The 20,176-nt window shown below is 51.7% G+C and carries 20 protein-coding genes and 3 pseudogenes; 10 read left to right on the top strand and 13 right to left on the bottom strand.

The annotated features are described in order from the left end of the window. Window positions 1–93 precede the first annotated feature (93 nt). The 5 genes and pseudogenes from C814_RS08000 to C814_RS07980 all read right to left on the bottom strand — a co-directional run. Window positions 94–372, bottom strand: a pseudogene (locus C814_RS08000) (recombinase family protein); the annotation flags it as partial. A 57-nt stretch (window positions 373–429) separates the two neighbouring features. After that, window positions 430–723: pseudogene (locus C814_RS07995) on the bottom strand (type IV secretory system conjugative DNA transfer family protein); the annotation flags it as partial. Next, complete coding sequence (locus tag C814_RS07990; protein ID WP_016315148.1) at window positions 720–1,199, bottom strand: PcfB family protein; 480 nt, start codon at window positions 1,197–1,199, stop codon at window positions 720–722. The pseudogene C814_RS07995 and the gene C814_RS07990, both read right to left, overlap by 4 nt. A 52-nt stretch (window positions 1,200–1,251) precedes the next feature. After that, entirely contained in the window at window positions 1,252–1,752 is a 501-nt protein-coding gene (locus C814_RS07985; protein WP_016315147.1) for a hypothetical protein, read from the bottom strand. A gap of 56 nt (window positions 1,753–1,808) precedes the next feature. Then, a complete protein-coding gene (locus tag C814_RS07980; RefSeq protein ID WP_016315146.1) occupies window positions 1,809–2,711 on the bottom strand; it encodes a ParB/RepB/Spo0J family partition protein in 903 nt (300 codons plus the stop codon). Window positions 2,712–3,029: 318 nt separating this feature from the next. Here C814_RS07980 and C814_RS07975 point away from each other — a divergent pair, with 318 nt between their 5' ends. The 3 genes from C814_RS07975 to C814_RS07960 all read left to right on the top strand — a co-directional run bounded on the left by C814_RS07975 (window position 3,030) and on the right by C814_RS07960 (window position 5,956). Continuing rightward, entirely contained in the window at window positions 3,030–4,433 is a 1,404-nt protein-coding gene (locus C814_RS07975; protein ID WP_022788228.1) for a relaxase/mobilization nuclease domain-containing protein, read from the top strand. A gap of 282 nt (window positions 4,434–4,715) precedes the next feature. Then, a complete protein-coding gene (locus C814_RS07965; RefSeq protein ID WP_016315143.1) occupies window positions 4,716–5,048 on the top strand; it encodes a transposase in 333 nt (110 codons plus the stop codon). After that, a complete protein-coding gene (locus tag C814_RS07960; RefSeq protein ID WP_016315142.1) occupies window positions 5,045–5,956 on the top strand; it encodes an IS3 family transposase in 912 nt (303 codons plus the stop codon). The genes C814_RS07965 and C814_RS07960 overlap by 4 nt, the downstream gene beginning before the upstream one ends. Window positions 5,957–6,082: 126 nt before the next feature. Here the strand turns inward: C814_RS07960 and C814_RS07955 are convergent, their stop codons facing one another. After that, window positions 6,083–6,757 carry a Crp/Fnr family transcriptional regulator gene (locus C814_RS07955; protein ID WP_022788226.1) on the bottom strand — a complete coding sequence of 225 codons (675 nt, stop codon included), beginning with the start codon at window positions 6,755–6,757 and terminating at the stop codon, window positions 6,083–6,085. Window positions 6,758–6,871: 114 nt separating this feature from the next. Between C814_RS07955 and C814_RS07950 the strand changes: the two genes are divergently transcribed. The 5 genes and pseudogenes from C814_RS07950 (at window position 6,872) to C814_RS22795 (ending at window position 12,359) form a co-directional block, all read left to right on the top strand. Continuing rightward, window positions 6,872–7,564 carry an ATP-binding protein gene (locus tag C814_RS07950; RefSeq protein ID WP_016315140.1) on the top strand — a complete coding sequence of 231 codons (693 nt, stop codon included), beginning with the start codon at window positions 6,872–6,874 and terminating at the stop codon, window positions 7,562–7,564. Between the two features lie 19 nt (window positions 7,565–7,583). Further along, window positions 7,584–9,185, top strand: a complete 1,602-nt coding sequence (gene hcp, locus C814_RS07945) for a hydroxylamine reductase (protein ID WP_016315139.1) — start codon at window positions 7,584–7,586, stop codon at window positions 9,183–9,185. 878 nt (window positions 9,186–10,063) lie between these two features. Next, window positions 10,064–10,426 carry a TnpV protein gene (locus C814_RS22805; protein ID WP_022788224.1) on the top strand — a complete coding sequence of 121 codons (363 nt, stop codon included), beginning with the start codon at window positions 10,064–10,066 and terminating at the stop codon, window positions 10,424–10,426. Further along, window positions 10,354–11,553 (top strand): hypothetical protein, encoded by a 1,200-nt coding sequence (locus tag C814_RS22800; protein ID WP_196809897.1) that lies wholly within the window; start codon window positions 10,354–10,356, stop codon window positions 11,551–11,553. The genes C814_RS22805 and C814_RS22800 overlap by 73 nt, the downstream gene beginning before the upstream one ends. 45 nt (window positions 11,554–11,598) lie before the next feature. Continuing rightward, a pseudogene (locus tag C814_RS22795) lies at window positions 11,599–12,359 on the top strand (IS5 family transposase). An 18-nt stretch (window positions 12,360–12,377) separates the two neighbouring features. Here C814_RS22795 and C814_RS07930 read toward each other — a convergent pair. The 6 genes from C814_RS07930 to C814_RS07905 form a co-directional block, all read right to left on the bottom strand. Further along, window positions 12,378–13,301 carry an MATE family efflux transporter gene (locus C814_RS07930; protein WP_051142423.1) on the bottom strand — a complete coding sequence of 308 codons (924 nt, stop codon included), beginning with the start codon at window positions 13,299–13,301 and terminating at the stop codon, window positions 12,378–12,380. A 147-nt stretch (window positions 13,302–13,448) separates the two neighbouring features. Further along, window positions 13,449–14,942 carry a tripartite tricarboxylate transporter permease gene (locus C814_RS07925; RefSeq protein ID WP_016315134.1) on the bottom strand — a complete coding sequence of 498 codons (1,494 nt, stop codon included), beginning with the start codon at window positions 14,940–14,942 and terminating at the stop codon, window positions 13,449–13,451. 13 nt (window positions 14,943–14,955) lie between these two features. Beyond that, window positions 14,956–15,411, bottom strand: coding sequence for a tripartite tricarboxylate transporter TctB family protein (locus tag C814_RS07920; protein ID WP_016315133.1), 456 nt, complete (start codon window positions 15,409–15,411; stop codon window positions 14,956–14,958). Between the two features lie 78 nt (window positions 15,412–15,489). Further along, window positions 15,490–16,497, bottom strand: coding sequence for a tripartite tricarboxylate transporter substrate binding protein (locus C814_RS07915; protein ID WP_016315132.1), 1,008 nt, complete (start codon window positions 16,495–16,497; stop codon window positions 15,490–15,492). Window positions 16,498–16,523: 26 nt separating this feature from the next. Further along, a complete protein-coding gene (locus C814_RS07910) occupies window positions 16,524–17,354 on the bottom strand; it encodes an RraA family protein (RefSeq protein ID WP_016315131.1) in 831 nt (276 codons plus the stop codon). Window positions 17,355–17,567: 213 nt separating this feature from the next. After that, window positions 17,568–18,329: an IclR family transcriptional regulator gene (locus C814_RS07905; RefSeq protein ID WP_016315130.1), complete on the bottom strand. Its 762-nt coding sequence runs from the start codon at window positions 18,327–18,329 to the stop codon at window positions 17,568–17,570. 287 nt (window positions 18,330–18,616) lie between these two features. Here C814_RS07905 and C814_RS07900 point away from each other — a divergent pair, with 287 nt between their 5' ends. Together C814_RS07900 and C814_RS07895 are read left to right on the top strand one after the other, a co-directional pair. Further along, on the top strand, window positions 18,617–19,390 hold the full coding sequence (locus C814_RS07900; protein WP_016315129.1) for an SDR family oxidoreductase: 774 nt from the start codon (window positions 18,617–18,619) through the stop codon (window positions 19,388–19,390). Window positions 19,391–19,404: 14 nt separating this feature from the next. Further along, window positions 19,405–19,743: a hypothetical protein gene (locus C814_RS07895; RefSeq protein WP_016315128.1), complete on the top strand. Its 339-nt coding sequence runs from the start codon at window positions 19,405–19,407 to the stop codon at window positions 19,741–19,743. Window positions 19,744–19,976: 233 nt separating this feature from the next. On the opposite strand, the gene C814_RS23430 is transcribed toward C814_RS07895, so the two are convergent. Next, window positions 19,977–20,176, bottom strand: a 200-nt coding sequence (locus C814_RS23430) for a transposase (protein WP_155846342.1), incomplete at its 5' end; no start/stop codon positions are given.

Here is a 20,176-nt window from a genome sequence, read left to right as displayed (position 1 = left end):
CAAGAGAGAGCGCTTCTATCTGTCCCTCACTGCGGCTGCTGCTTAGATCCTATATTCCTTGCGTGAATTGTGTCAACTCATATTGACAAAATCATAGTCGCGTCCCCAGCGGGTCATGTCTTTCATAATGCACACGCCGATTTTGCCGTTTTCCACGTCCTCAATCATGCGGGAGTAGGCAGAGCGGTCAAAAAATCTGCCGCTTTCGTCATCGTCAATGTAGTGCCGGATATTGGTTAATTTTAGCTGTCTGGCATAGCTTTCCAGAAATTTCTTCTGGTTCTGTATGGAGTTGCTTTCGCCGCCGTCCCTGTCCTCGTCCCCCACGGATAAGCGGGAGTAAAGGGCTGTGATTTTGCTGTAGTCATTCATGTGCATACCCTCCTGCGTCAATATATGTGTTGCTTACAGTTAAGATTATGCACCTCATCTGGCGCTCCCGTATTCCTCCCCGTGGCGGTATTTCCTGGCGTTCTTGCTCCGCACATACACCACCAGCCGGAACGCCGCGCCGATGGCAAGCCCGATGCACAGGTCGAAGGGGTGGAAGCTGGGCATGGGGTTCCCCCACGCCGTACCCATCGAGGTGAAGAAGCCGAGGAGCTTTGTGGAGATGTCCGTACCCTCCGCGATACGCCACGCCTCCCCGATATTGGAGCAGAACAGCCCGATGATGGCATAGGGGAGGTTCAGGATGATGAGTTTCTTTGTTTTCTGGTTCATCGCTCACGCTCCTGGTTCTTCTCCCGCACCTTGGAGGGGATGGACTTGGCAAGCTCTTTCAGGTGCGCCAGGGCTTTCAGGACGCTGGGGCGCTTCTCTTTCCGGGACAGCTTCACGGAATACTCCTTGAAGGCGGCGGTCAGCACATCGGCGTCCTTCGCCTTGAAGAACACCATGAAGCGGGGCGGCTCCTGGGACACGTCCTTGCGGATGGCGTAGTCCACGCCGTACTTGTTCAGCACCCGCTCAAAGTCCCGGATGCCGCTCTTTGCGATGTCGATCTGCTGCGCCCCCTGGTCCTTGCGGATCAGCTTCTCCACCGTCATCTTTCCGTGGTCGCCCTCCGCCGCCTTGCAGCCCTTGACCCGCGCCCGGTGCTGGCAGTATTTTCGGAACGCCGCCACCAGCGTCCGCCCGGTCAGCTTGCTGGTGCTTATCATCAGGTTCACTGTCCTGTTCTCTACTTCCTCCTGCAAATCTCATTCCCCCTTTCTGCGGAAACGGCGCCGGAGGCATGACGCCGGCGCCTCAGATGTGGAACGCCGGGAAGTCCTTCCCATCGGCGTAGAGGGTCACGGTATGGTCGGCGAAGTAGACCACGGCGGCGATCACGTCCTCCGCCGAGAGGGAAACGCCGTCCCCGTCCTCATCGTACTTGTAGACGATCACGGGGCCAAGCAGATACCGCTCCCTGCCCAGGTTCAGGACGCGACGCCCGTCAAAGACGATAGCCAGCCCCGCCACATCCAGGGCATCGTCCGACACGACCTCCAGGCAGTCGTACTTGCCCCTGCTCTCGATCTCGTCCCAGCACTGGGTCTCCTGCATGACCTCCGGGGTCTTGTCCGGGCGCATCACCATCACGATGGAGTCCGCCTCGGCCTCCGTGACAGCGGCCTCCTCCGCCGCGTCGTGCAGATAGTCCTCCAGGGAGTCCACCAGCTTTTTGTAGCCGGGCCTGTCCGCGCTGTCGGGCAGGGACAGGTTGATGTTCACATCACCGTTGAAGTGAAAATGGATACTGTTCATAAGCGTAGATGCTCCTTTTCCGTTTCATAAAAATGCGCCCCGCAAAAGGGGGCGTGTCACCGTTGCTGGTCCCGCTGCCGCCGCCTCTGCCACTGTTCCAGCAGGTGGAGGATGGTGTCGCTCATCTGCCTGGGCGTGTAGGACTTGGGGAAGAACTTCTGCAAGTCGCTGGTCTTGAAAGCGATCTGTCCCATGTCGTCCTTCTTCATCTCGTCCATGATGCCGCACATATCCTCCAGGGTGCAGCCGCTCTCCTGGCTCTTTTTCTTCATGCGCTGGGCCTGCGACACAGAGGGTGCGGCCTGGGCGTAGTCCATCGCCTCCAGGAAGTTCCGCTGTTCCTCCGGCTTCAGGTAGGACAGCTCCACCGCGGGCGTCATGGAGATTTTTTTCTCGTCCACCATATCCAGGATTTCGGGGATCAGCTCTGTCAGGCGGATAAAGCGGCGCACCGAGTCCTTGCTCGTACCGGCTTGTTCCGCGATGATGTCCCTGGATTTTTTCCCGTCCAACTTGTGCGCGTCTTGCTCACAAGTCAGGTCGGTCCGGCTCCCCTGATGCTTCAAAGCCTCCAGTTTCATCTTGTAGGCTTTTGCCCTCTCGCTGGGCAGGATGTTCTCCCGCTGGAGGTTGGAGTCCACCATCATGATGACGGCGGCGTCATCGTCCAGTTCCCGGACAATGACGGGGATGGCATCCAGTCCCGCCAGTTCTGCGGCATGGTGGCGGCGGTGGCCGGAGATGATCTCATACCCGCCGTCCGGGTCCGGGCGCACGATAAGGGGATTGGCAACGCCCATCTGCCGGATGCTATCCACGGTCTCCGTCATAGCATCGTCATCCAGCACCTTGAAGGGATGCCCTTCAAAAGGGTGCAGTTGGGAGAGGGGCATCCGCTGGACGGTCTCCGCCACGGCTCCGGTCGGTGCCTCCGCCTCTTTTTTCTTTGCTCTTGGCATTTGTGTTCACCTCGCTTTCTCAATGTGGGTTTATGGGAAAAAGAAAAAAGGCGTGTACCCAGCCCCCTCGATGGGGCAGGATACACGCCTATGTACCAGTCTGTGGACACAAAAAAAGAGCGGATACCGACCGCCGGATTTCTCCGACAGCGATACCCGCTCTATGAAGCCTTGTTTTATTGTACCAGTGGGCGTCCTACCCTCCTTGCGCCGCCCTGCGCTTTTGTTATCCTCTGTTTTGGGTCAAAAAACAGAACTAACATCACAAAGTCCCGTGTTTTCAGGGCTTTCTGAGTTTAGTTCTAAAATAACACAAAGATGGCAACAACGCGCTTGATGCCCCTGCACAGCGGCAAGGGACGGACCGTGGCAGAGGCCCTGGGTCGGGTGACGGACTATGTGAAGAATCCAGAGAAAACAAACGGCGGCAATCTGGTCACGGCTTACCAGTGTAACCCGTCTATTGCTGACCAGGAGTTTCTATTTTCCAAGCGGCAGTATGCCGTCATTACCGGCAGGGAATGGAAGGACAATGATGTGATTGCCTACCACCTGCGGCAGTCCTTCAAGCCGGGGGAGATCACCCCGGAACTGGCAAACAAGATTGGCTATGACCTGGCTATGTCGCTGACCAAGGGGAAACACGCTTTTATTGTCTGTACCCACGTTGACAAACAGCACATTCATTCTCATATCGTGTTCAACTCGACCGCCATAGACTGCACCAGGAAATTCCGAAACTTCTGGCGATCCTCGTTTGCGGTTCGTAGAATTTCAGATATGCTGTGCCTGGAAAATGGCCTGTCGGTGATTGCGGAGCCGAAGCCCAGCCGGGGTAACTACGGCACATGGTTAGGTGAGGACAAACCGCCCACCGTCCGAGGGCAGTTGGAGCAGATCATCGACACCACCCTCGGTCAAGACTGCAAGGATTTTGACAGCTTCCTCGCCGCTATGAAAACGGCGGGAGCGGAGGTTAAGCGGGGCAAACATCTTGCGTTCAAAATCCCCCACGGCAAGAGGTTCGTGCGCTGTGATTCCCTCGGCGCGGACTACTCCGAAGCGGCAATTATGGAACGCATTTCCGGTAAACGGATTGTCGCTCCAAGGGCAAAGGCGGCGGCAAGGTCCAAGCCCAATTTGCTGATTGACATTCAAGCAAAAATGCAGCAGGCCAACTCTCCCGGATTCGAGCGGTGGGCAAAAATCTTCAACCTCAAAGAGATGGCAAAGACGGTCATCTACTTGCAGGAAAAGGGTCTGACTGATTTTGGAGAATTGGAGAAAGCCTGTGATGCGGCGGCGCAGAAATTCAACGATTTGGGCGACCAGATGAAAGCCGCTGAACAAAGAATGAAAGACATTTCCGAACTGCAACGGCACATTGGAACGTACTCCAAGAACCGTGAGGTTTACGCCCAATATCGGAAACTGACAGGCAGGAAACAGGCCAAGTTTTACGAACAGCATACCAGCGAGATCGAAGGTTGTCAAGCGGCGAAGCAGTACTTCAATTCTCTCGGTTTGAAAAAGCTGCCGTCTATGCAATCGCTGAAACAGGAGTATGCCACCTTGCAGGCCAAGAAGAAAAAGTGGTATCCAGAGTACAAGCAGGCAAAGGCGAAAATGATTGAACTGCTCACCGCTAAAAACAACGTGGAGCGGATTTTGGGCGTGACGGAGAAAGAGAAAAATCGCAACCGCCAGCAGGAGGCACGATAATGATTTTTCTCTCCCTGCATTATGGGGGTCCCCACGCAAACCCAGCGAAGCGGGTTGTGTGGGGAGAAGGAGGGACAACGGAATGGAGCGGATGCCCGCCGTCAGGCGGGCGCAGCGGAGTGGAGTTTGTTCCGACGCGCAGACGCCGAAGGCGGCTTAAAAGGACCGGCGCGACCGCGCCGGTCCTTACGGGGGCTTGGGGGCGTCATGATATGGTATAAAAAAAGTTGACACCTTTTCCTCAAGGGAGTAGAAAAAAGAGAAGAAGAAGGAGGAAAGGCAATGGCTCGAAGCTACGATAAAGAGTACAAGGTACAGGCCGTAAAGCTGGCCAGAGAGATCGGCGGAGACAAAGCGGCGAAGGAGCTGGGCATCCCGAAAGGGACGATCCACGCCTGGCTGAAAGCGGTGCGGGAGGGGCGCCTGGAGGTGGGGGAAGGCAGCCACACGCCAGGCAGCGCGATGAGCCTGGCAGAGGAGATCACGATGCTGCGCAGGCAGGTCAAGGAGCTGGAAAAGGCCAATCGGCGATTGAAAGAAGAGAACGAATTTTTGGAGGAAGCCAGCGCTTTTTTTGCCGCCAGCCGTCGGAAGTCAGTAAGGAGCAAAGAATGAAGTATATCGCGCTCAGGACAGAAGACGGCGAAAAGAAGGGAAAGATCGCGTTTTACTGCTCGGTATTGGGAGTCAGCCGGCAGGGCTTCTACCAGTATTTGGCCAACCGGGACCGTCCGTGGAAATACCAGGTGCTGGCGGATGCGATGCTGGAGATCGTGGCGGAGGACGCCTGCAACGATACTTACGGACGGACTCGGATGCGCCAGGCTCTGGAGCTGAAAGCTCCGGAGGGGATCGCCATCCCCTGCGAGCGGACGGTGTACCGGGTGATGGAACGCCTTGGCCTGAGCCACCGCCCGAAGCGCAAGCCCAACGCGATCACCAGGGAAGACCGGGAGGCGATGAAGTCCGACGATCTGCTGAAACGGGACTTTTCCGCACAGAGGCCTTTGGAAAAATGCGTCACGGATATCACAGAGGTCAAGGCAAAGGACGGAAAATTGTATGTATCCGCCATCTTTGACTGCTTTGATGTGACTGTCCTCGGCCTGGCTATGGAGACGAATATGCGCGCGGAGCTGTGCGTCCGGACGCTGGAAAACGCCGCAGCCGCTTATCCTGGTCTGAAAGGTGCCATCATCCATTCCGACAGAGGCAGCCAGTATACCAGCGCCGCCTACCGCCAGGCCGTCACCCAATACGACATCCGCCAGAGCATGAATCGTGCCGGTGGCCGATGCCACGACAACGCCCGCTGCGAGAGTATGTGGGCCAGGATGAAGAGCGAACTGTTCTATGACCGCCTGGACACTGAACAGCTGACCGTGGAGGAACTCAGATCTCTTATTTGGCGTTACTTTATGAGCTACTGGAACAACCGCCGTATCTGCTCCGCCAACGGCGGCCTTCCACCCGCTGTCAAGAGAGAGCGCTTCTATCTGTCCCTCACTGCGGCTGCTGCTTAGATCCTATATTCCTTGCGTGAATTGTGTCAACTCATATTGACAAAATCATCAGCCACCAACAAGCGAGCGCCGGGTATATACCGGCGCATTGCTTGCCGCTACTTGCTACCGCTATGTTTTCATGCCTCAAACATCAAACGGTTTGTATATCTTGAATCTGTTGCGGTCTGCTTCAATGACCCCTTGCCGACGCAGTTTTCCGATTTCCGCCGACAACCCACTGCGCTCTACTTCCAGATAATCTGCCAACTCCTGGCGATCATATGGTATTTCAAATTCCAGACTGCCAAATTGTTTAGCTTGAAGCATCAGATACGCCATCAGCTTTTCATGTGTCGTGCGCTTGGATGTGACCTCGATTTTTTGGTGAAACATCAAATTCTTTGCCGCAACAATTTGAAGAAGATTATAAATCATCTGTTGATGGAATTGACAAGCATTACTGCATGAATGACAAATTTTCAAACAGTCAATCAGCATAACCTCCGCAGCCTCCGATGCCAGCACAGAAACCGGGACTGCCTCCACTCCTGCACAAGCAAAGGATTCCCCAAATAATTCACCAGGAACAAGGTTGGCAATCATGCTTCGATTACCAAAGAAATCCGTCCGTACAATTTGAAAACTGCCCGTTAGGACAATTCCCACATATTTTGCTGGTTCACCCTCGTTCATCACGGCTTCTCCTTTTTCAAAGGAAGATACCCTGGCGTTGAGGCAACGTAGAGCCTTAGTCAGTTCCCAATGCGCAATATCCCGAAACAGCGGACACATGCACAATACTTCAAAATATTTTTCCATAGATTTGTTCCCTTTGTTGAAATTTCAACATACAAAACACGTAAATCATACTATACTGATTCCAAGATGTCAACAGGGATTCAAAGAATACAGTTGACCGGAAAGGAAAATTTTATGGTTCGCAAAATAATTCATATCGATGAAGAAAAGTGTAACGGATGCGGAGCCTGTGCCGCTGCCTGTCATGAGGGAGCTATTGAGATGGTAGACGGTAAGGCGAGGCTCACTCGTGAGGACTACTGCGATGGTCTGGGTGACTGCCTGCCCGCCTGCCCCACGGAGGCGATCAGCTTTGAGATACGAGAAGCGCCCGCCTATGACCATGCGGCTGTGATGGCCGCTAAACAGAAGAGCGCGCCTCTGCCTTGCGGTTGTCCCGGAACAAACGCAAAGACGATTCACCGAGATTCTTACGTTGCCCCTGCCGCACAGACACCTGCCGCCAGCCAGCTGATCCAATGGCCAGTACAGATTAAGCTGGTGCCAGTGAACGCCCCATACTTTAGCGGTGCGAAGCTGCTCATTGCCGCAGACTGTACCGCCTATGCCTATGGCAATTTCCACGATGTGTTCATCCGCGGCCATGTGACGCTCATCGGCTGCCCCAAGCTGGACGAGGGGGACTATGCTGAAAAGCTGACGCAAATCATTTCTGGAAATGACATCAAGAGCGTAACCATAGTACGAATGGAAGTTCCCTGTTGCGGCGGAATCGAAAACGCGGTCAAACAGGCCTTGCAGGAGAGCGGGAAGTTTATTCCGTGGAATGTGGTGACTATTTCTACGGACGGAAAAATTTTAGAATAATTACGAGGTGGAAACTGTGATGGAACAGAAAATGTTTTGCTTCCAGTGTGAACAGACAGCGGGATGCAAAGGCTGTACTGGAAATTCTGGCGTATGTGGTAAGCAGGCCGGTATTGCTGAAATGCAGGATCAGCTTACTGGGAAATTGATTGGCCTCGCAAGGACTATAGACGGAAATGGGCATCTGATTAGCCATGCCGCCAATCAGGTTGTGCGGGAAGGGTTGTTTGCGACAATTACGAATGTGAATTTTGACAAGGAGGCCCTTTCTGCTCTGCTCCGGCGTGTGGATGAGGTAAAGCGGCAGATTGTTCCTCTCTGCTATGAGTGTACCTCAGCCTGCGGGAAGAACGATGACTATGACATGGAGCATCTGTGGACTGCTGGGGAGGATATTCGCTCTCTGAAGTCGCTGATTCTGTTTGGCATCCGGGGTATGGCCGCCTATGCGTATCACGCTGCTGTCCTGGGCTATACGGACCCGGAAATAGACCACTTCTTTTATAAGGCCCTCTTTGCTGTCGGTATGGAGGACTGGGGGATGGATGAACTTCTCCCTATCGTCCTGGAAGTCGGAGCGGTTAATCTGAAATGCATGGAGCTGCTGGATAAGGCTAATACGGAAACCTATGGTAATCCCGTTCCAACAGAAGTGAGTTTGACTGTGGAGAAAGGGCCGTTTATTGTCATTTCCGGACATGATCTCTTTGATTTGAAACAACTCTTGGAGCAGACCAAGGACAAGGGCATCAATATTTATACCCACGGTGAAATGCTCCCGGCTCACGGTTATCCGGAACTAAAAAAGTACCCCCATCTCAAAGGGAATTTCGGCACTGCTTGGCAGAATCAGCAAAAGGAATTTGCTTCTATCCCCGCTCCGGTCCTTTTTACAACAAACTGTCTCATGCCGCCGAAAACAAGCTACGCGGACCGGGTGTTTACGACGGAAGCCGTCTCATATCCGGGGCTGGTTCACATTGGGCCGGAAAAGGACTTCTCGCCGGTAATCCAAAAAGCCTTGGAACTGGGCGGCTACCCCACAGCCATGCAGTTTACTGGTATCAATGGCGGAAGAACCGTCACAACCGGCTTTGGGCGTCACGCGGTCTTGTCCGTTGCGGACAAAGTGGTCAAAGCAGTCAAAAGCGGAGTGGTCAGACATTTCTTCCTGGTTGGCGGCTGCGATGGAGCAAAGCCAGGGCGCAGCTACTATACTGAGTTTGTAAAGCAGACACCTCCTGACAGTATCGTACTTACTCTTGCCTGTGGCAAGTACCGGTTCAATGACCTGGATCTTGGCACCGTTGCCGGACTTCCCCGCCTGATGGATATGGGACAATGCAATGACGCATACAGTGCCATCCAAGTGGCTGTGGCCCTGGCAGAGACTTTTTCATGTGGTGTAAACGATCTGCCGCTGTCAATGGTTCTTTCCTGGTATGAGCAGAAGGCTGTGTGCATCCTGCTGACGCTTTTACACCTGGGAATCCAAAATATCCGCTTGGGGCCTACACTTCCGGCGTTCTTGTCGCCCAACGTGTTGCAGTATCTGGCGGAGCATTATCACATTGCCCCGATCACAACCCCGGAGAGTGATTTGGAGGTACTGCTGAAATAATGCTGATTATAACCGCCGCCTCTCTGTATGAGTGGCGGCGGTTGCCTTTGAAAGAATAAAGAAAACTAAAAAGGTAAAAATTCAATCTTACATTCCCCCTTGACAATATCTTTAGAAATACTCGTTTGATGAACAGCTTTTAATCTACGCCCAGCGCCCGGACGCCACCGCCTGCGCCAGCATGGAACTGTGGAATGAGGATATGCGCCGCTGGGTCAAGGCCGGCTCCAAGGGCATTGCGCTCATCAATAAGGACGGCATCCGCCCGCGCCTGACCTATGTTTTCGATGTGGCGGACACCCGCCCGGTGCGGGGCGCGAGGATGCCCTATCTGTGGGAACTGAAAGACGAACACCACGCCGCCGTCCTGGATACGCTCGTGAAGCGGTACGGAGAAATGGAAAGCCAGGACATCGGGCAGGCGCTGATGGAGCAGGCAAAACACGCGGTAGAGGAAGTGTACCCCGAACTTCTGGCCGACCTTGCCTATGACACCCAGGGCAGTCTTTTGGAGGAACTGGACGACCTCAACCTGGAAGTGCGTTTCCGCAACCTCCTGACGGCCAGCGTCCAGTACACGATCCTCACCCGCTGCGGCCTAAACGCCGCCGACTATCTGGACGATGAAGATTTTGACGGCATCAGTGAATTTTCCACCCCCGCCGTCCTCCACCACTTAGGCAGCGCCGCCAGCGAAGTGTCCATGAATATGCTGCTGGAAGTGAAAAAGGGCATCCGGCAGGCAGAGAAAGAAAAAGCGCAGAACCGTCAAAAAAACAGGGAAAAAACCCTTGCAAAAGAGCCGGTGATCGGTTATACTAAAGGCAAGGAAGAATTTAGCACGTTAAAGTATGAAAGCGAAGAAAGGAGCATAGAAAATGGCAGAACTGGCATACAAGAAGATGGGCGATTACCAGATTCCCGACCTGATGATGGACGGGGAGGACGGGATGGAGGAAATGCCGCTGGGCAAGTACGGACGGATGCGGCAGACCTTTCTCCAAGAACGGCACAAGGGACGGTACACCTCGATGCTTCTGACCGGGCGGCTGGAAGCCCACCTGCGGGAGATCGACCAGCAGGCACAGGAGCAGGTAGACCGGATCGTGGCGGACTTAAAGAAACAGAACCACGTGGACGAAGCGATGAAAGCCCGCGACCAGATGGGATGGGTGCAGGCGGTCAACAGCTTCACCGCACAGGCGGAGGAAATGGTACTGAACGAGATCGTTTACAAGTAAATCAGGAAAACCAGCAGGCGGCGGGCGAACAGCCCGCCGTTTCTGCGTCTGCAAAGCCGGCATTTACACAGTTTTCCCTGTTCCCTACCGTGGAACAGCAGATTGAAACCATTGCCCATGTGCAGAAAACCGAGCAGGAACTCCGCCCCGCCGCTGCCGCCGGAAAAGTGACGGATGCCGTCATCGGGCGCGCCCTCACCAGCGGCAGCAATGAGCGAAACAGTATTTTGCGTATCGTGGCCCTTTTCCAGAAAGACCCGCCGGAAGAACTTGCCGCCGATTTTCTGCAAAAGGAATACCGCACCGGCGGCAAAGGGCTTAACATTGCGGGGCATGAGTATTCTTTGTGGTTCAGTCAAAGCGGCATCCACATCGCGCCGGGACGTTCTGCCGGGGGAGGTTCCCTTGTCACATGGAAGCAGGCGGCGGCACAGATTAGCCAGCTTCTGAAAGACGGCCAGTTTGCCAGCCAGGACAACATCGACGCGGCGCGGGACAACGAGTTTCGGGAACTGTCCGAAAAGCTGTGGTATCTGCGCCAGAATTTCAGCGACGAAGCAAGGGAAAAGGGCTTACTGCCCACCATTGACGCGCTGTACGGCGGTTTCCCGGACAGCACGGAAAAGATTGCCGCACTCTTAAAAGACCCGTCAGAACGCGCCAAAATCGCGCAGGAGGTAACGCAGCTTGCAAGCGCCCATCAGCGGAACCCGGAACTGTTACGGTTCCGCCAGCAGATACCGCCCCATGATTTATATACCCGCCTGACCGATATGGATAAGCCGGTAACGGCTTTTCAGGCGGCAGCGGGTTTTTCCCCTGCCCGTGGCGCATTTGTCACCGAGGATGAAATCACCCGCCAGCTCACCGGCGGCTCCGGGGTTTCCGAGGGCAAGTTCCGCATCTACTCCTACTTCATGCAGGGCCATGACGCCGCCGAGTGCATTGCCTTTCTGAAAAATGAATACGGCATCGGCGGGCATGGCTACATTGGATTTGACGAATGGCACGACGGCAAAGGAATCAAGCTGTCCCGCGCTGACGATTTTTCCGAGGGCAATTATGATACGGTCATGCTGAACTGGAAACAGATACACAAGCGGATTGCAGGACTAGGGCTTGTTTGAAAAATAAATGTTGCACAAACCAAATAAAAGTGCGAAAATAGAGCCATGAAGCGATATGAATTGACAAAAGCACAATGGGAACGCGTGAAGAAGTTGGCTTCCAGCAGGGAGGACGGGGAAACGAGGCCGACCTCGGAAAGATGATCGAAATATGCTCAATGGGATGCTTTGGATCGTCCGCAGCGGAGCACAGTGGCGCGAATTGCCGGAGGCGTATGGCCCCTGGCAGTCTGTGTATGCCCGATTTGCCAAATGGCGGGACGATGGTACATTGGAAACCATATTTCGCGCATTGACCGCAGATGCGGATATGGAAAACCTGAGCCTGGACTCTACCTGCATCAAGGTTCACGAGAGTGCCAACGGAGGGGGAAAAAACGGCGGATAAGGCAGTTGGGCGGACCAGAGGTGGGTTGAACACAAAGCTGCACGCTATTGTGGATGGACTGGGGAATCCGGTTGAATTCATGCTGTCTGCAGGGAATGACCATGATTCAGTCCACGCTGTTGAACTGCTGGAAAAGGTAAAAATCAGCGGCAGCAATGTATTAGCAGACCGGGCTTATGGGGCAAAGACGATCCGAGCTTACATCTCGGAACAAGGAGCCAGCTATGTGATCCCACCGCAGAGCAATGTTTCTGAGCCATGGCCGGTAGACTGGTGCTTATATAAAGAGCGTCATTTGGTTGAATGCTTCTTCCAAAAGCTCAAATGGTTTCGCAGAATCGCCACCAGATATGACAAATTGGATGCGTCTTTTCTCGCTTTCGTTTACATTGCCGCTATCGCTATTTTGTTGATTTAGCTCAGCCTTCACTATTTTTCAAACAAGCCCTAGATTCTGGCTAATAAATGTTGTAATGGCCAGCCCAAGAGATTGAGAAATCAATCCGATGAATTTGTCAATTTTTTTCGCTGCGCCCACTCCGGCCATAGCTGCCGAACCAAATAGATTGATGTACCTCTGGACAAAAAGATTTGATAGTGACAGCAGGCTGGCCTGGAGTGCCGCTGGAATACCTAAATTGACAATTTCCTTTAGGAGCCTCCAATCAACATACAATTCCCGAATGGAAAGTTGGTAAAGTTGTCCTTTGCACATAAGTTGTTGAACTACCAGCATGACAGAGAGAAACTGAGAAATTACCGTGGCCATTGCAACACCCATAACCCCCAACTTCAACTCTACTACGAACAATACATCTAACAAAATATTGATTGTACTGGCAATGATAAGATAAGCCAGTGGACGCTTGGAATCACCTACTGCCCTCAAAATACCTGCTCCCATATTATATAGGGATGAAAATAAAATGCCTACAAAATATACTTGAAGATATAACACAGCTAAACCATATACATCTTGTGGACATTCAGTAAGGGAAAGCAGTAAAGGTGTGGAAACAATTCCCATCAAATCCATAAACAGGCCCAAAATTGAAGAGAACACCAATGCGGTATGAAGCGCTCTCCGTAAAGTAGGGTGGTCCTTGGCTCCATAGAGACGGGACAACAGAATACCTGCTCCAGCAGATAGTCCGGTAAAAAAGCCTACTAAAAGTTGAGAGATGTCAGAGCAGCAGGTAACAGCAGCTAGGGCTTCTTTCCCCACAAATTGTCCAACAATCAGAGAATCTACACTATTATAAAGATTTTGGAATATCTGCCCCAACAAAATAGGTAGAGCAAATTGAATTAACAACACAGAAACGCTGCCTTGTGTCAAATCCAACTCGTTTTCTTTCAAAAATAGCACCCGCTTTCAACATTGGAAAAGCGGCTCAGGAAACGGTAAAACCCGTACCTGGCCGCTTTTCCGGAAACTAGGGTAGAGGAACTGCCTATTAAAAAGGCTCCGCACCAGGCTGGATTTTCAGAGCCGGATGCACTGGGATTACTTTGACTTGCTCCGTCGCTCCATGACAATGGGAGCACAGATGGAAACTACCATTAGGAGCATCAGTACGATGCAAATCGGGCGCTGGAAGAAGGTGGAAAACATAGCTGGGAGGTCGTTCTCATAGAGGATTAACCCTTGCTGGAGAGCCTCCTCTGCAATGTCACCCAAGATCATGCCCAATACGATGGGCACAATATTGAACTTGTAGAGTTTAAGCAGATAGCCAATCACGCCAAAAATCAGCATAGCGTAGACGTCCCGTACATTACCCCGCACACCGTAACAGCCAATTAGGCTCAAATTCAATACGCAGGCAGACAAGATATTTTGAGGCGTTAAAGTAACTCTAGCAAAATATTTTGCGCCTAGTAAACCAATGATGACAAAGGCCACATTGGCTAAAAACAGCGCCATAATGAAAGGATAAGTAATGTTCTTCCCTGTTGTAAAAAGGCTATAGCCGGGGGTCAAGCTGTGAATGGTCAGCCCAGACAGCAGGATCGCAGTGGTAGCGTTGCCAGGAATACCCAGGGTCAAGGTCGGAATAAGGGTGCCGCCGGTGACTGCGTTGTTGGCCGCCTCACAACAGGCTACGCCCTCACGAGCACCATCTCCAAATTGATCCCGCTCTTTAGAGAACATTTTACCCATGTTGTAGGCTACATAGCTGGACACATCGCCGCCTGTACCAGGAACAATACCTACAATAATACCGATGATAGAAGATCGCAGATAGGTCACAGGGTAGCGGACAAAATCTTTTAAATGGACACGGGAGGCCTTATACCGGGCAACATCATCTGGATTGGCTGGTTTCAAGGAATCTTTTAAGGTCCCCAATACTTGAGACACGCTGAACAGGCCAATAACTGCGGGGATCATGGTGATACCGCCCATCAGATAGGTACTGCCAAAGGTAAAGCGTGCCCGACCCATTACCGGGTCCATTCCTACACAGGCAATCAGCAACCCCATACACCCCATCATCAGCCCTTTAAGAATACTTTTAGTGGAGAGGGATGCAATAATAGTCAGACCAAAAGCAGCCATGAGGAATTTTTCCTGAGCCCCAAAATTAAAGGCCCATTTCGCCATTGCGGGAGCGAAAAACAGCAGGGCAATGGTACTGGCCTGTCCACCCCAGAAAGAAGCTACCGCAGCTTCGGTCAAAGCTTCATGGGCCCGGCCATGCTTGGTCATGGCGTAACCATCCATAGCAGTGGCAGCAGCCGCAGCCGTCCCCGGAGTGTTAATCAGAATTGCGGAAATGGAGCCGCCGAACATTGAGCCGCAATATATGGCACCCAAGAATATTAAAGCGGTGGTAGCATCCCAAGTGTAGGTAAGTGGAATCAAAATGGCGATACCCATAGTAGCGGTAAAACCGGGCAATGCACCCACAATGATACCCACTATAGTACCCAGCAGGACTACCATCAGGTTGAAGGGGGCCAGCGCCTGAACAAAGTAAGTTAAAATATCTTGCATTGCAGTCCCCTCCTTAAATCAGCAGTGCTCTGGGGAAGTGAATCCCAAGGAACTTGAAGGTGATGTAAAAGAGAATCCCAAACAGGACACAGACCACTATGTCCCGAATCAGATGCTTTTTGTCTTTGACCGGTTCAAAAATAATGGCAATCGCACACAGCGCCACAATGGAGCTGACCAAAAAACCAATCGTAGTTAGGCCCGCAATCCACAAAACCAGCAGTCCAAGCAGGATCAGACTGCGCTTGGTCTGCTCACCGGTGAGGGGCCAAAGCTTTTCCTGATCTCCTGCGGTCTTAACCCACTTGATCCCTTCCAGTACAGTTTCTAACACAGACAAAACCAAACCAACCACGCAAATCATACGGGGCCAATAGGCGGCTGTCTCGCTGAGAGAATTGCACTGGAACAGGAAAAAGAGGAATATAGCAGCACAAATCAGGGAGGTAAAACAATTCTTTTTTTGCATACCGCACTACCTTTCTTTACAGTGCGGCCCACAGGAGATAGGCCCTGCGAGCCGCATTGTAGTTTGCAGTGGAAGGCATCAGCCCATCGCTTCGATGACAGGAGTAGCAACCTCAATGGATTTGGTGGATTGCTCATCCATCTCCGCACCGGTACCAAAGCTGGGGACAAAACCAGCCTCAGTGGCACGGGTAACGAACTCCTCATTGGTCAGAACAGTCTGCACCGCTTGCTCAAAGGCGGTTACTGCACTAGCGGGAGTATCCTTGTGATAGAAGAAGCCAGCCATGTTGTTGGTCTCGTAACCCTCATAGCCCAGGTCGGCCAGAGTAGGGACATCCTTCAAAGACTCCACAGTGGAGGGACTGCCCAGATTGATAACACCGTGTGCATCCTCACGCGCCAGCAAATCAGCCTCACCATAGACGCAGGAATCGACTTCGCCGCCCATAGTAGCGGTATAGCAGTCGGCAGTGCCGCCGGGATAGGGAACGGAGGTGGCCTGGAGTCCTTCTCCTACCAGGAAGGAGGCGAAAGCCAGATGGCCGTTGCCGCCGTTACCCACGTGTGAATAAGTGAATTTGCCGGGGTTGTCCTTGATGTACTGAAGCACATCCTCCGCATTGGACATAGGGTTGGAATCCGCCATAATCAAATACATGGGCTGACTGGAGGTACGGGCTACGGAAGTCAGGTCATCATAGGTATAGGCGGTGTCGCCACTGAGGGGCTTATAAACAACCGGAGTTGCCAAAGTGTAAAGGATTGTATAGCCATCGGGTTTGTAATTGTTCAAAAATTCGGTAGTGCCGATAGTTCCAGATCCACCCTCAGCATTGACAATGACGAGAGTGGTTCCCAAGGCATCTTCCAAGTCAGACTGCATCAGGCGGATTTGATTGTCGGTAGCGCTGCCCGCTTTGAAGGGAACCACTACGGTAATAGGTTGGGTAAACTTAAATTCACCATCAGTCACACCGTTACCGGTTGATGCTGCCGAGCCGGGATTGCTGCCAGCCCCGCCACCGCAAGAAACAAGTGACAGCATTAACGCCGAGGCCAGAAGCAGCGAAAAAAGTTTCTTCATGATTTAATCTCTCGCTTTCAAATTGATTACTTGTAACGGGAACGGAACAGGGGCCGCAGTTCGGAAATAGGGGCCTTAGTCTCAATCAGCTGACGCATCCGTTCTTCGGCAGCGGCGATTTTCAGGCATTCCTCCAGCACCTTCTCGGCCAGTTCATAGGGGACAATACACACACCGGAATCGTCGGCCACCATCAGGTCGCCGGGGGTGACCAGCTTGCCGCACAGAGTGACGGGACCGTTCATCTCCACGCACTCCATGCGGTATTTACCGGTAATCTGCGTGGTGCCGCAGGAAAAGACGGGGTAATTATACTCCCGGATGGAGGACACGTCTCGGCAGCAGCCGTTTACGATGTTGCCAGCAAAGCCGCAGCTTTTGCCCACGGTGCAGCTCTGGCCGCCCATATTGGAAACATCCAGGTTGCCACCGAAGTCGGATACCAGCACGTCGCCGGGCTCGCCGATATAGTAGATGTCCCGGGTAGACATGGCAATGAAGTCATGGTCGTGAGCGCCCTGGGTGGGGGTCTTACGGACGGGGATATTACGAATGGTCACGGCGGGGCCACAAATCTTGCTGCCGGGAATGACGGGCTTCAGGTAAGAGGTGGGGATGGCCCCATCAATACCGTAGGAATCCAGCACGTCGGAGACAGTGGTGGACATATCCTCCATGGAGAGGTAGCCGTCGATGATCTCTTTCTTCACGCGGGGAAACTTGATCTTGGTGATCCGCTCACGGGGAACCAGTCCCCAAATACGGCCAGCAGCCTCATACTCAGCGTAATCGGCATCGCGTTGGGCACGCAGTTCAGCGACTTCCTTGTTGTAAACTTCTACCTGACTAAGATCCATTTTGCAGCACTCCTTCAAATGAATTCGGTTAATAGTTTCCTGAGTGGAAACCTAGAATGCCTATATGCTAACACATTACTGCTTCGTCCGCAAGACCTTTTGGGTAAAATAGATTATTTTCAGATGTATAAACAGTTTTTTGCCGCCGTTTTAATCAAAAACGACGGCAAAGTTTTCTATATGGAAATCACACTTGATATTGTTCTTCTTTCGCTATAACGACTGTCCGATGGTCCCCTGCATCAGATCACGGGACATCTCACTAGCAATTTCTTTCACTAAGAAAATATATCTCTCTCTTCGCACTGCGTCTACCCGCATCCTGGGTGCACCAATAGAGATGGCAGCCCACACACTGCCTGAATCGTCCCGGATAGGCGCACCAATTCCTACTGTTTCGATGTTCAGTTCTCCATCACTGATAGCATAGCCTTGCTCTCGTATTTTGGCATATTCCTCCAACAGTGCACCAGGAGAGGTAATAGTCAACTCTGTAAAGGCGATCAGTGGCTCATCCATTAGACGCTTACGTATGACATCATCCTCCTGAAATGCACCCAAGATTTTTCCGGTTGCTCCAGCATATAATGGCCTTTCTTGACCTACATCTCCTGCTACACGCACTGCTTGTAAACTTTCTTCCCGATAAACCAAGTTAGCTTTTCCGTTAATCAGCATACTGAAAGAGGCGTTTTCTCCCGTCAAATCCCGCAGACGAATCAAATAGGGCTTTACCATTCTGGACAAGCCGATTTTATCCTCATAAGTTTTACCTAGAATGTAAATAACCGGCCCCAAAGTGTACTTGCGGTTTACTGTTTGAGCAGCAAGACCACTATTCACTAAAGCATTAAGCAATTTGAAGGTACCGCTTTTGCTGCATTCAATTTTTGCCCCCAGATCTGTCACACTATGTACATAGGGAGCTTGCCCTAAAAGTTTGAGCAAAGCGGCTGTCTTTTCAGATGAGTTCATTTATTCCACTTCCTTTTTCTTATTGTATCTTCTTAGCTTACAGATTGTCAAGCAGTACTTATAGCATAAAATTAAAAACTTTTTGATGGAGTATTCTCCGATAAGAAACAACACAGTCATTTTAAATGAAAAGTTCCTGTCATATCAGTGCGCTACGCCAAAATTTTGCAATTTTACTATTGGAATATTGCATTTTAAAAAGCCACATGGTAATCTGGTAAAGAACAGGGTTTCCTATTCGGAATCTTTGCTAAATAAAATAAGATAAGAAAGTGAGTGAGGCAAACATGGGAAGCTACGTTATAACCGGTGGCACAACTGGAATCGGTGCGGAAGTCAGGCGGCTCTTGTTTGGAGCTGGGCATGAGGTATTCAACATTGATTATCGCGGTGGCGATATAGAGGTTGACCTGTCAACCGATGAAGGTGTAAGCACCGCCATTCGTGCGGTTACGGAAAAGTATCCTGACGGTATTGATGGCCTCATCAGCAATGCAGGTGTAGGCCCTACCGCACCGCCAGAAAAGATTTTCTCGTTGAATTTCTATGCCGGCACTTACATCGCTGAAGGATTGCGGCCCCTGCTGGCTAAGAAAAAGGGCTGCTGCGTGATGACCAGTTCCAATTCCATCACCAATTCCAGTGTTCGAATGGACTGGGTTGAACTGTTGAGCAATTTGCGTAATCGGGATCGAGGTATGGACCTGGCCCGTATGATTCCACAGGCTCAAGCTGCTTCGGTGTACAGCTCTTCCAAATGTGCTCTGGCCCGTTGGGTACGCCGGGTTTCCCCTTCTTGGGCAGTGGACGGCCTACGAATCAATGCCGTTGCTCCTGGCAACACCACTACACCTATGACCAAAAATCTGACAGAGCAACAAAAGGATGCTGCTCTGCTCATTCCGATCCCCACACGTTATGGCACGAGGGAATTCCTTGATGCAGAGGAGATTGCCAATGCAATCGTTTTCTTGGCCTCAAAAAAGGCCAGCGGTATCAATGGTGTGGTATTATTTGTAGATGGCGGCATCGACGCACTTATGCGCTCCGAGCGCTTTTAAAGGAGGCGATTGAGATGACATTATTGGAACAGTACATTGATTGTATGCGCAAAGGCGACGAGTGTGCCTTGGCTGACCTGTTCGCCAAAGACAGTGTTCTCCACGATTCATCTTGGACGATGGTAGGCGAGGACCCTCTGCATCTGTCCGGAAAAATGGCGGTAGAAATGATGTTTCACCATAAATTCGGCTACAATGGGGGTCCGTTCCCCATTAGCGGAGTAAAATTTATGGAAGAAAACGTGGCATGGTACTTCATTGTATATCATGGGAAAGTTGTTCCTGTAGTTGCCTATCTTTCCTCTGAAACCGAGGATGGAAAGATAGATCGACTGAATATACTTCCGATGTAATTATGAGAATGAAAATCCTGCGTGATTATACCCAAGTAAAACTATTTGCTTTTGCAGGACGGTATGACCGTCCTGCTTTTCTATATAGTATTACACACGAAAATATGAAATAAATCTCATCGTGAGACGCAAATAGAAGTTGTGTTCAAACTGCAAAACAGTCACATGGCAACTCTATGCCATGTGACTGTTGGTCTAATAGCATCAATTCAGATGTCATTTAGATGGTGTCGTCAATAAAGAAGGAGCCAAATAGCAATACAACGTATTTGGACAGCAGCAGCGAAAGAAGCGGCATTTTTAGCGTAGCGAGTCGCAATACCGTGCCATCTTTTGAGAAGCAGGAAAGCGTTCTCGACGAGATGGCGAAGTTTGTAGAAATATTTATCATACTTCCGAGGATGTTTTCGGCTTTTCCTTGGCGGAATGACCG

Origin of the sequence: Anaerotruncus sp. G3(2012), assembly GCF_000403395.2 — a bacterium.
GTDB lineage: Bacteria > Bacillota > Clostridia > Oscillospirales > Ruminococcaceae > Anaerotruncus.
This window is presented reverse-complemented; position numbering and strand designations above follow the sequence as displayed.

Coding starts and splice junctions, on each gene's coding strand:
- C814_RS07895 (WP_016315128.1), top strand. CDS start 19,405: ATGACATTATTGGAACAGTACATTGATTGTATGCGCAAAGGCGACGAG.
- C814_RS22800 (WP_196809897.1), top strand. CDS start 10,354: ATGGGTGCAGGCGGTCAACAGCTTCACCGCACAGGCGGAGGAAATGGT.
- C814_RS07920 (WP_016315133.1), bottom strand. CDS start 15,411: ATGCAAAAAAAGAATTGTTTTACCTCCCTGATTTGTGCTGCTATATTC.
- C814_RS07915 (WP_016315132.1), bottom strand. CDS start 16,497: ATGAAGAAACTTTTTTCGCTGCTTCTGGCCTCGGCGTTAATGCTGTCA.
- C814_RS07925 (WP_016315134.1), bottom strand. CDS start 14,942: ATGCAAGATATTTTAACTTACTTTGTTCAGGCGCTGGCCCCCTTCAAC.
- C814_RS07965 (WP_016315143.1), top strand. CDS start 4,716: ATGGCTCGAAGCTACGATAAAGAGTACAAGGTACAGGCCGTAAAGCTG.
- C814_RS07960 (WP_016315142.1), top strand. CDS start 5,045: ATGAAGTATATCGCGCTCAGGACAGAAGACGGCGAAAAGAAGGGAAAG.
- C814_RS07985 (WP_016315147.1), bottom strand. CDS start 1,752: ATGAACAGTATCCATTTTCACTTCAACGGTGATGTGAACATCAACCTG.
- C814_RS07910 (WP_016315131.1), bottom strand. CDS start 17,354: ATGGATCTTAGTCAGGTAGAAGTTTACAACAAGGAAGTCGCTGAACTG.
- C814_RS07980 (WP_016315146.1), bottom strand. CDS start 2,711: ATGCCAAGAGCAAAGAAAAAAGAGGCGGAGGCACCGACCGGAGCCGTG.
- C814_RS07950 (WP_016315140.1), top strand. CDS start 6,872: ATGGTTCGCAAAATAATTCATATCGATGAAGAAAAGTGTAACGGATGC.
- hcp (WP_016315139.1), top strand. CDS start 7,584: ATGGAACAGAAAATGTTTTGCTTCCAGTGTGAACAGACAGCGGGATGC.
- C814_RS22805 (WP_022788224.1), top strand. CDS start 10,064: ATGGCAGAACTGGCATACAAGAAGATGGGCGATTACCAGATTCCCGAC.
- C814_RS07975 (WP_022788228.1), top strand. CDS start 3,030: ATGGCAACAACGCGCTTGATGCCCCTGCACAGCGGCAAGGGACGGACC.
- C814_RS07900 (WP_016315129.1), top strand. CDS start 18,617: ATGGGAAGCTACGTTATAACCGGTGGCACAACTGGAATCGGTGCGGAA.
- C814_RS07905 (WP_016315130.1), bottom strand. CDS start 18,329: ATGAACTCATCTGAAAAGACAGCCGCTTTGCTCAAACTTTTAGGGCAA.
- C814_RS07955 (WP_022788226.1), bottom strand. CDS start 6,757: ATGGAAAAATATTTTGAAGTATTGTGCATGTGTCCGCTGTTTCGGGAT.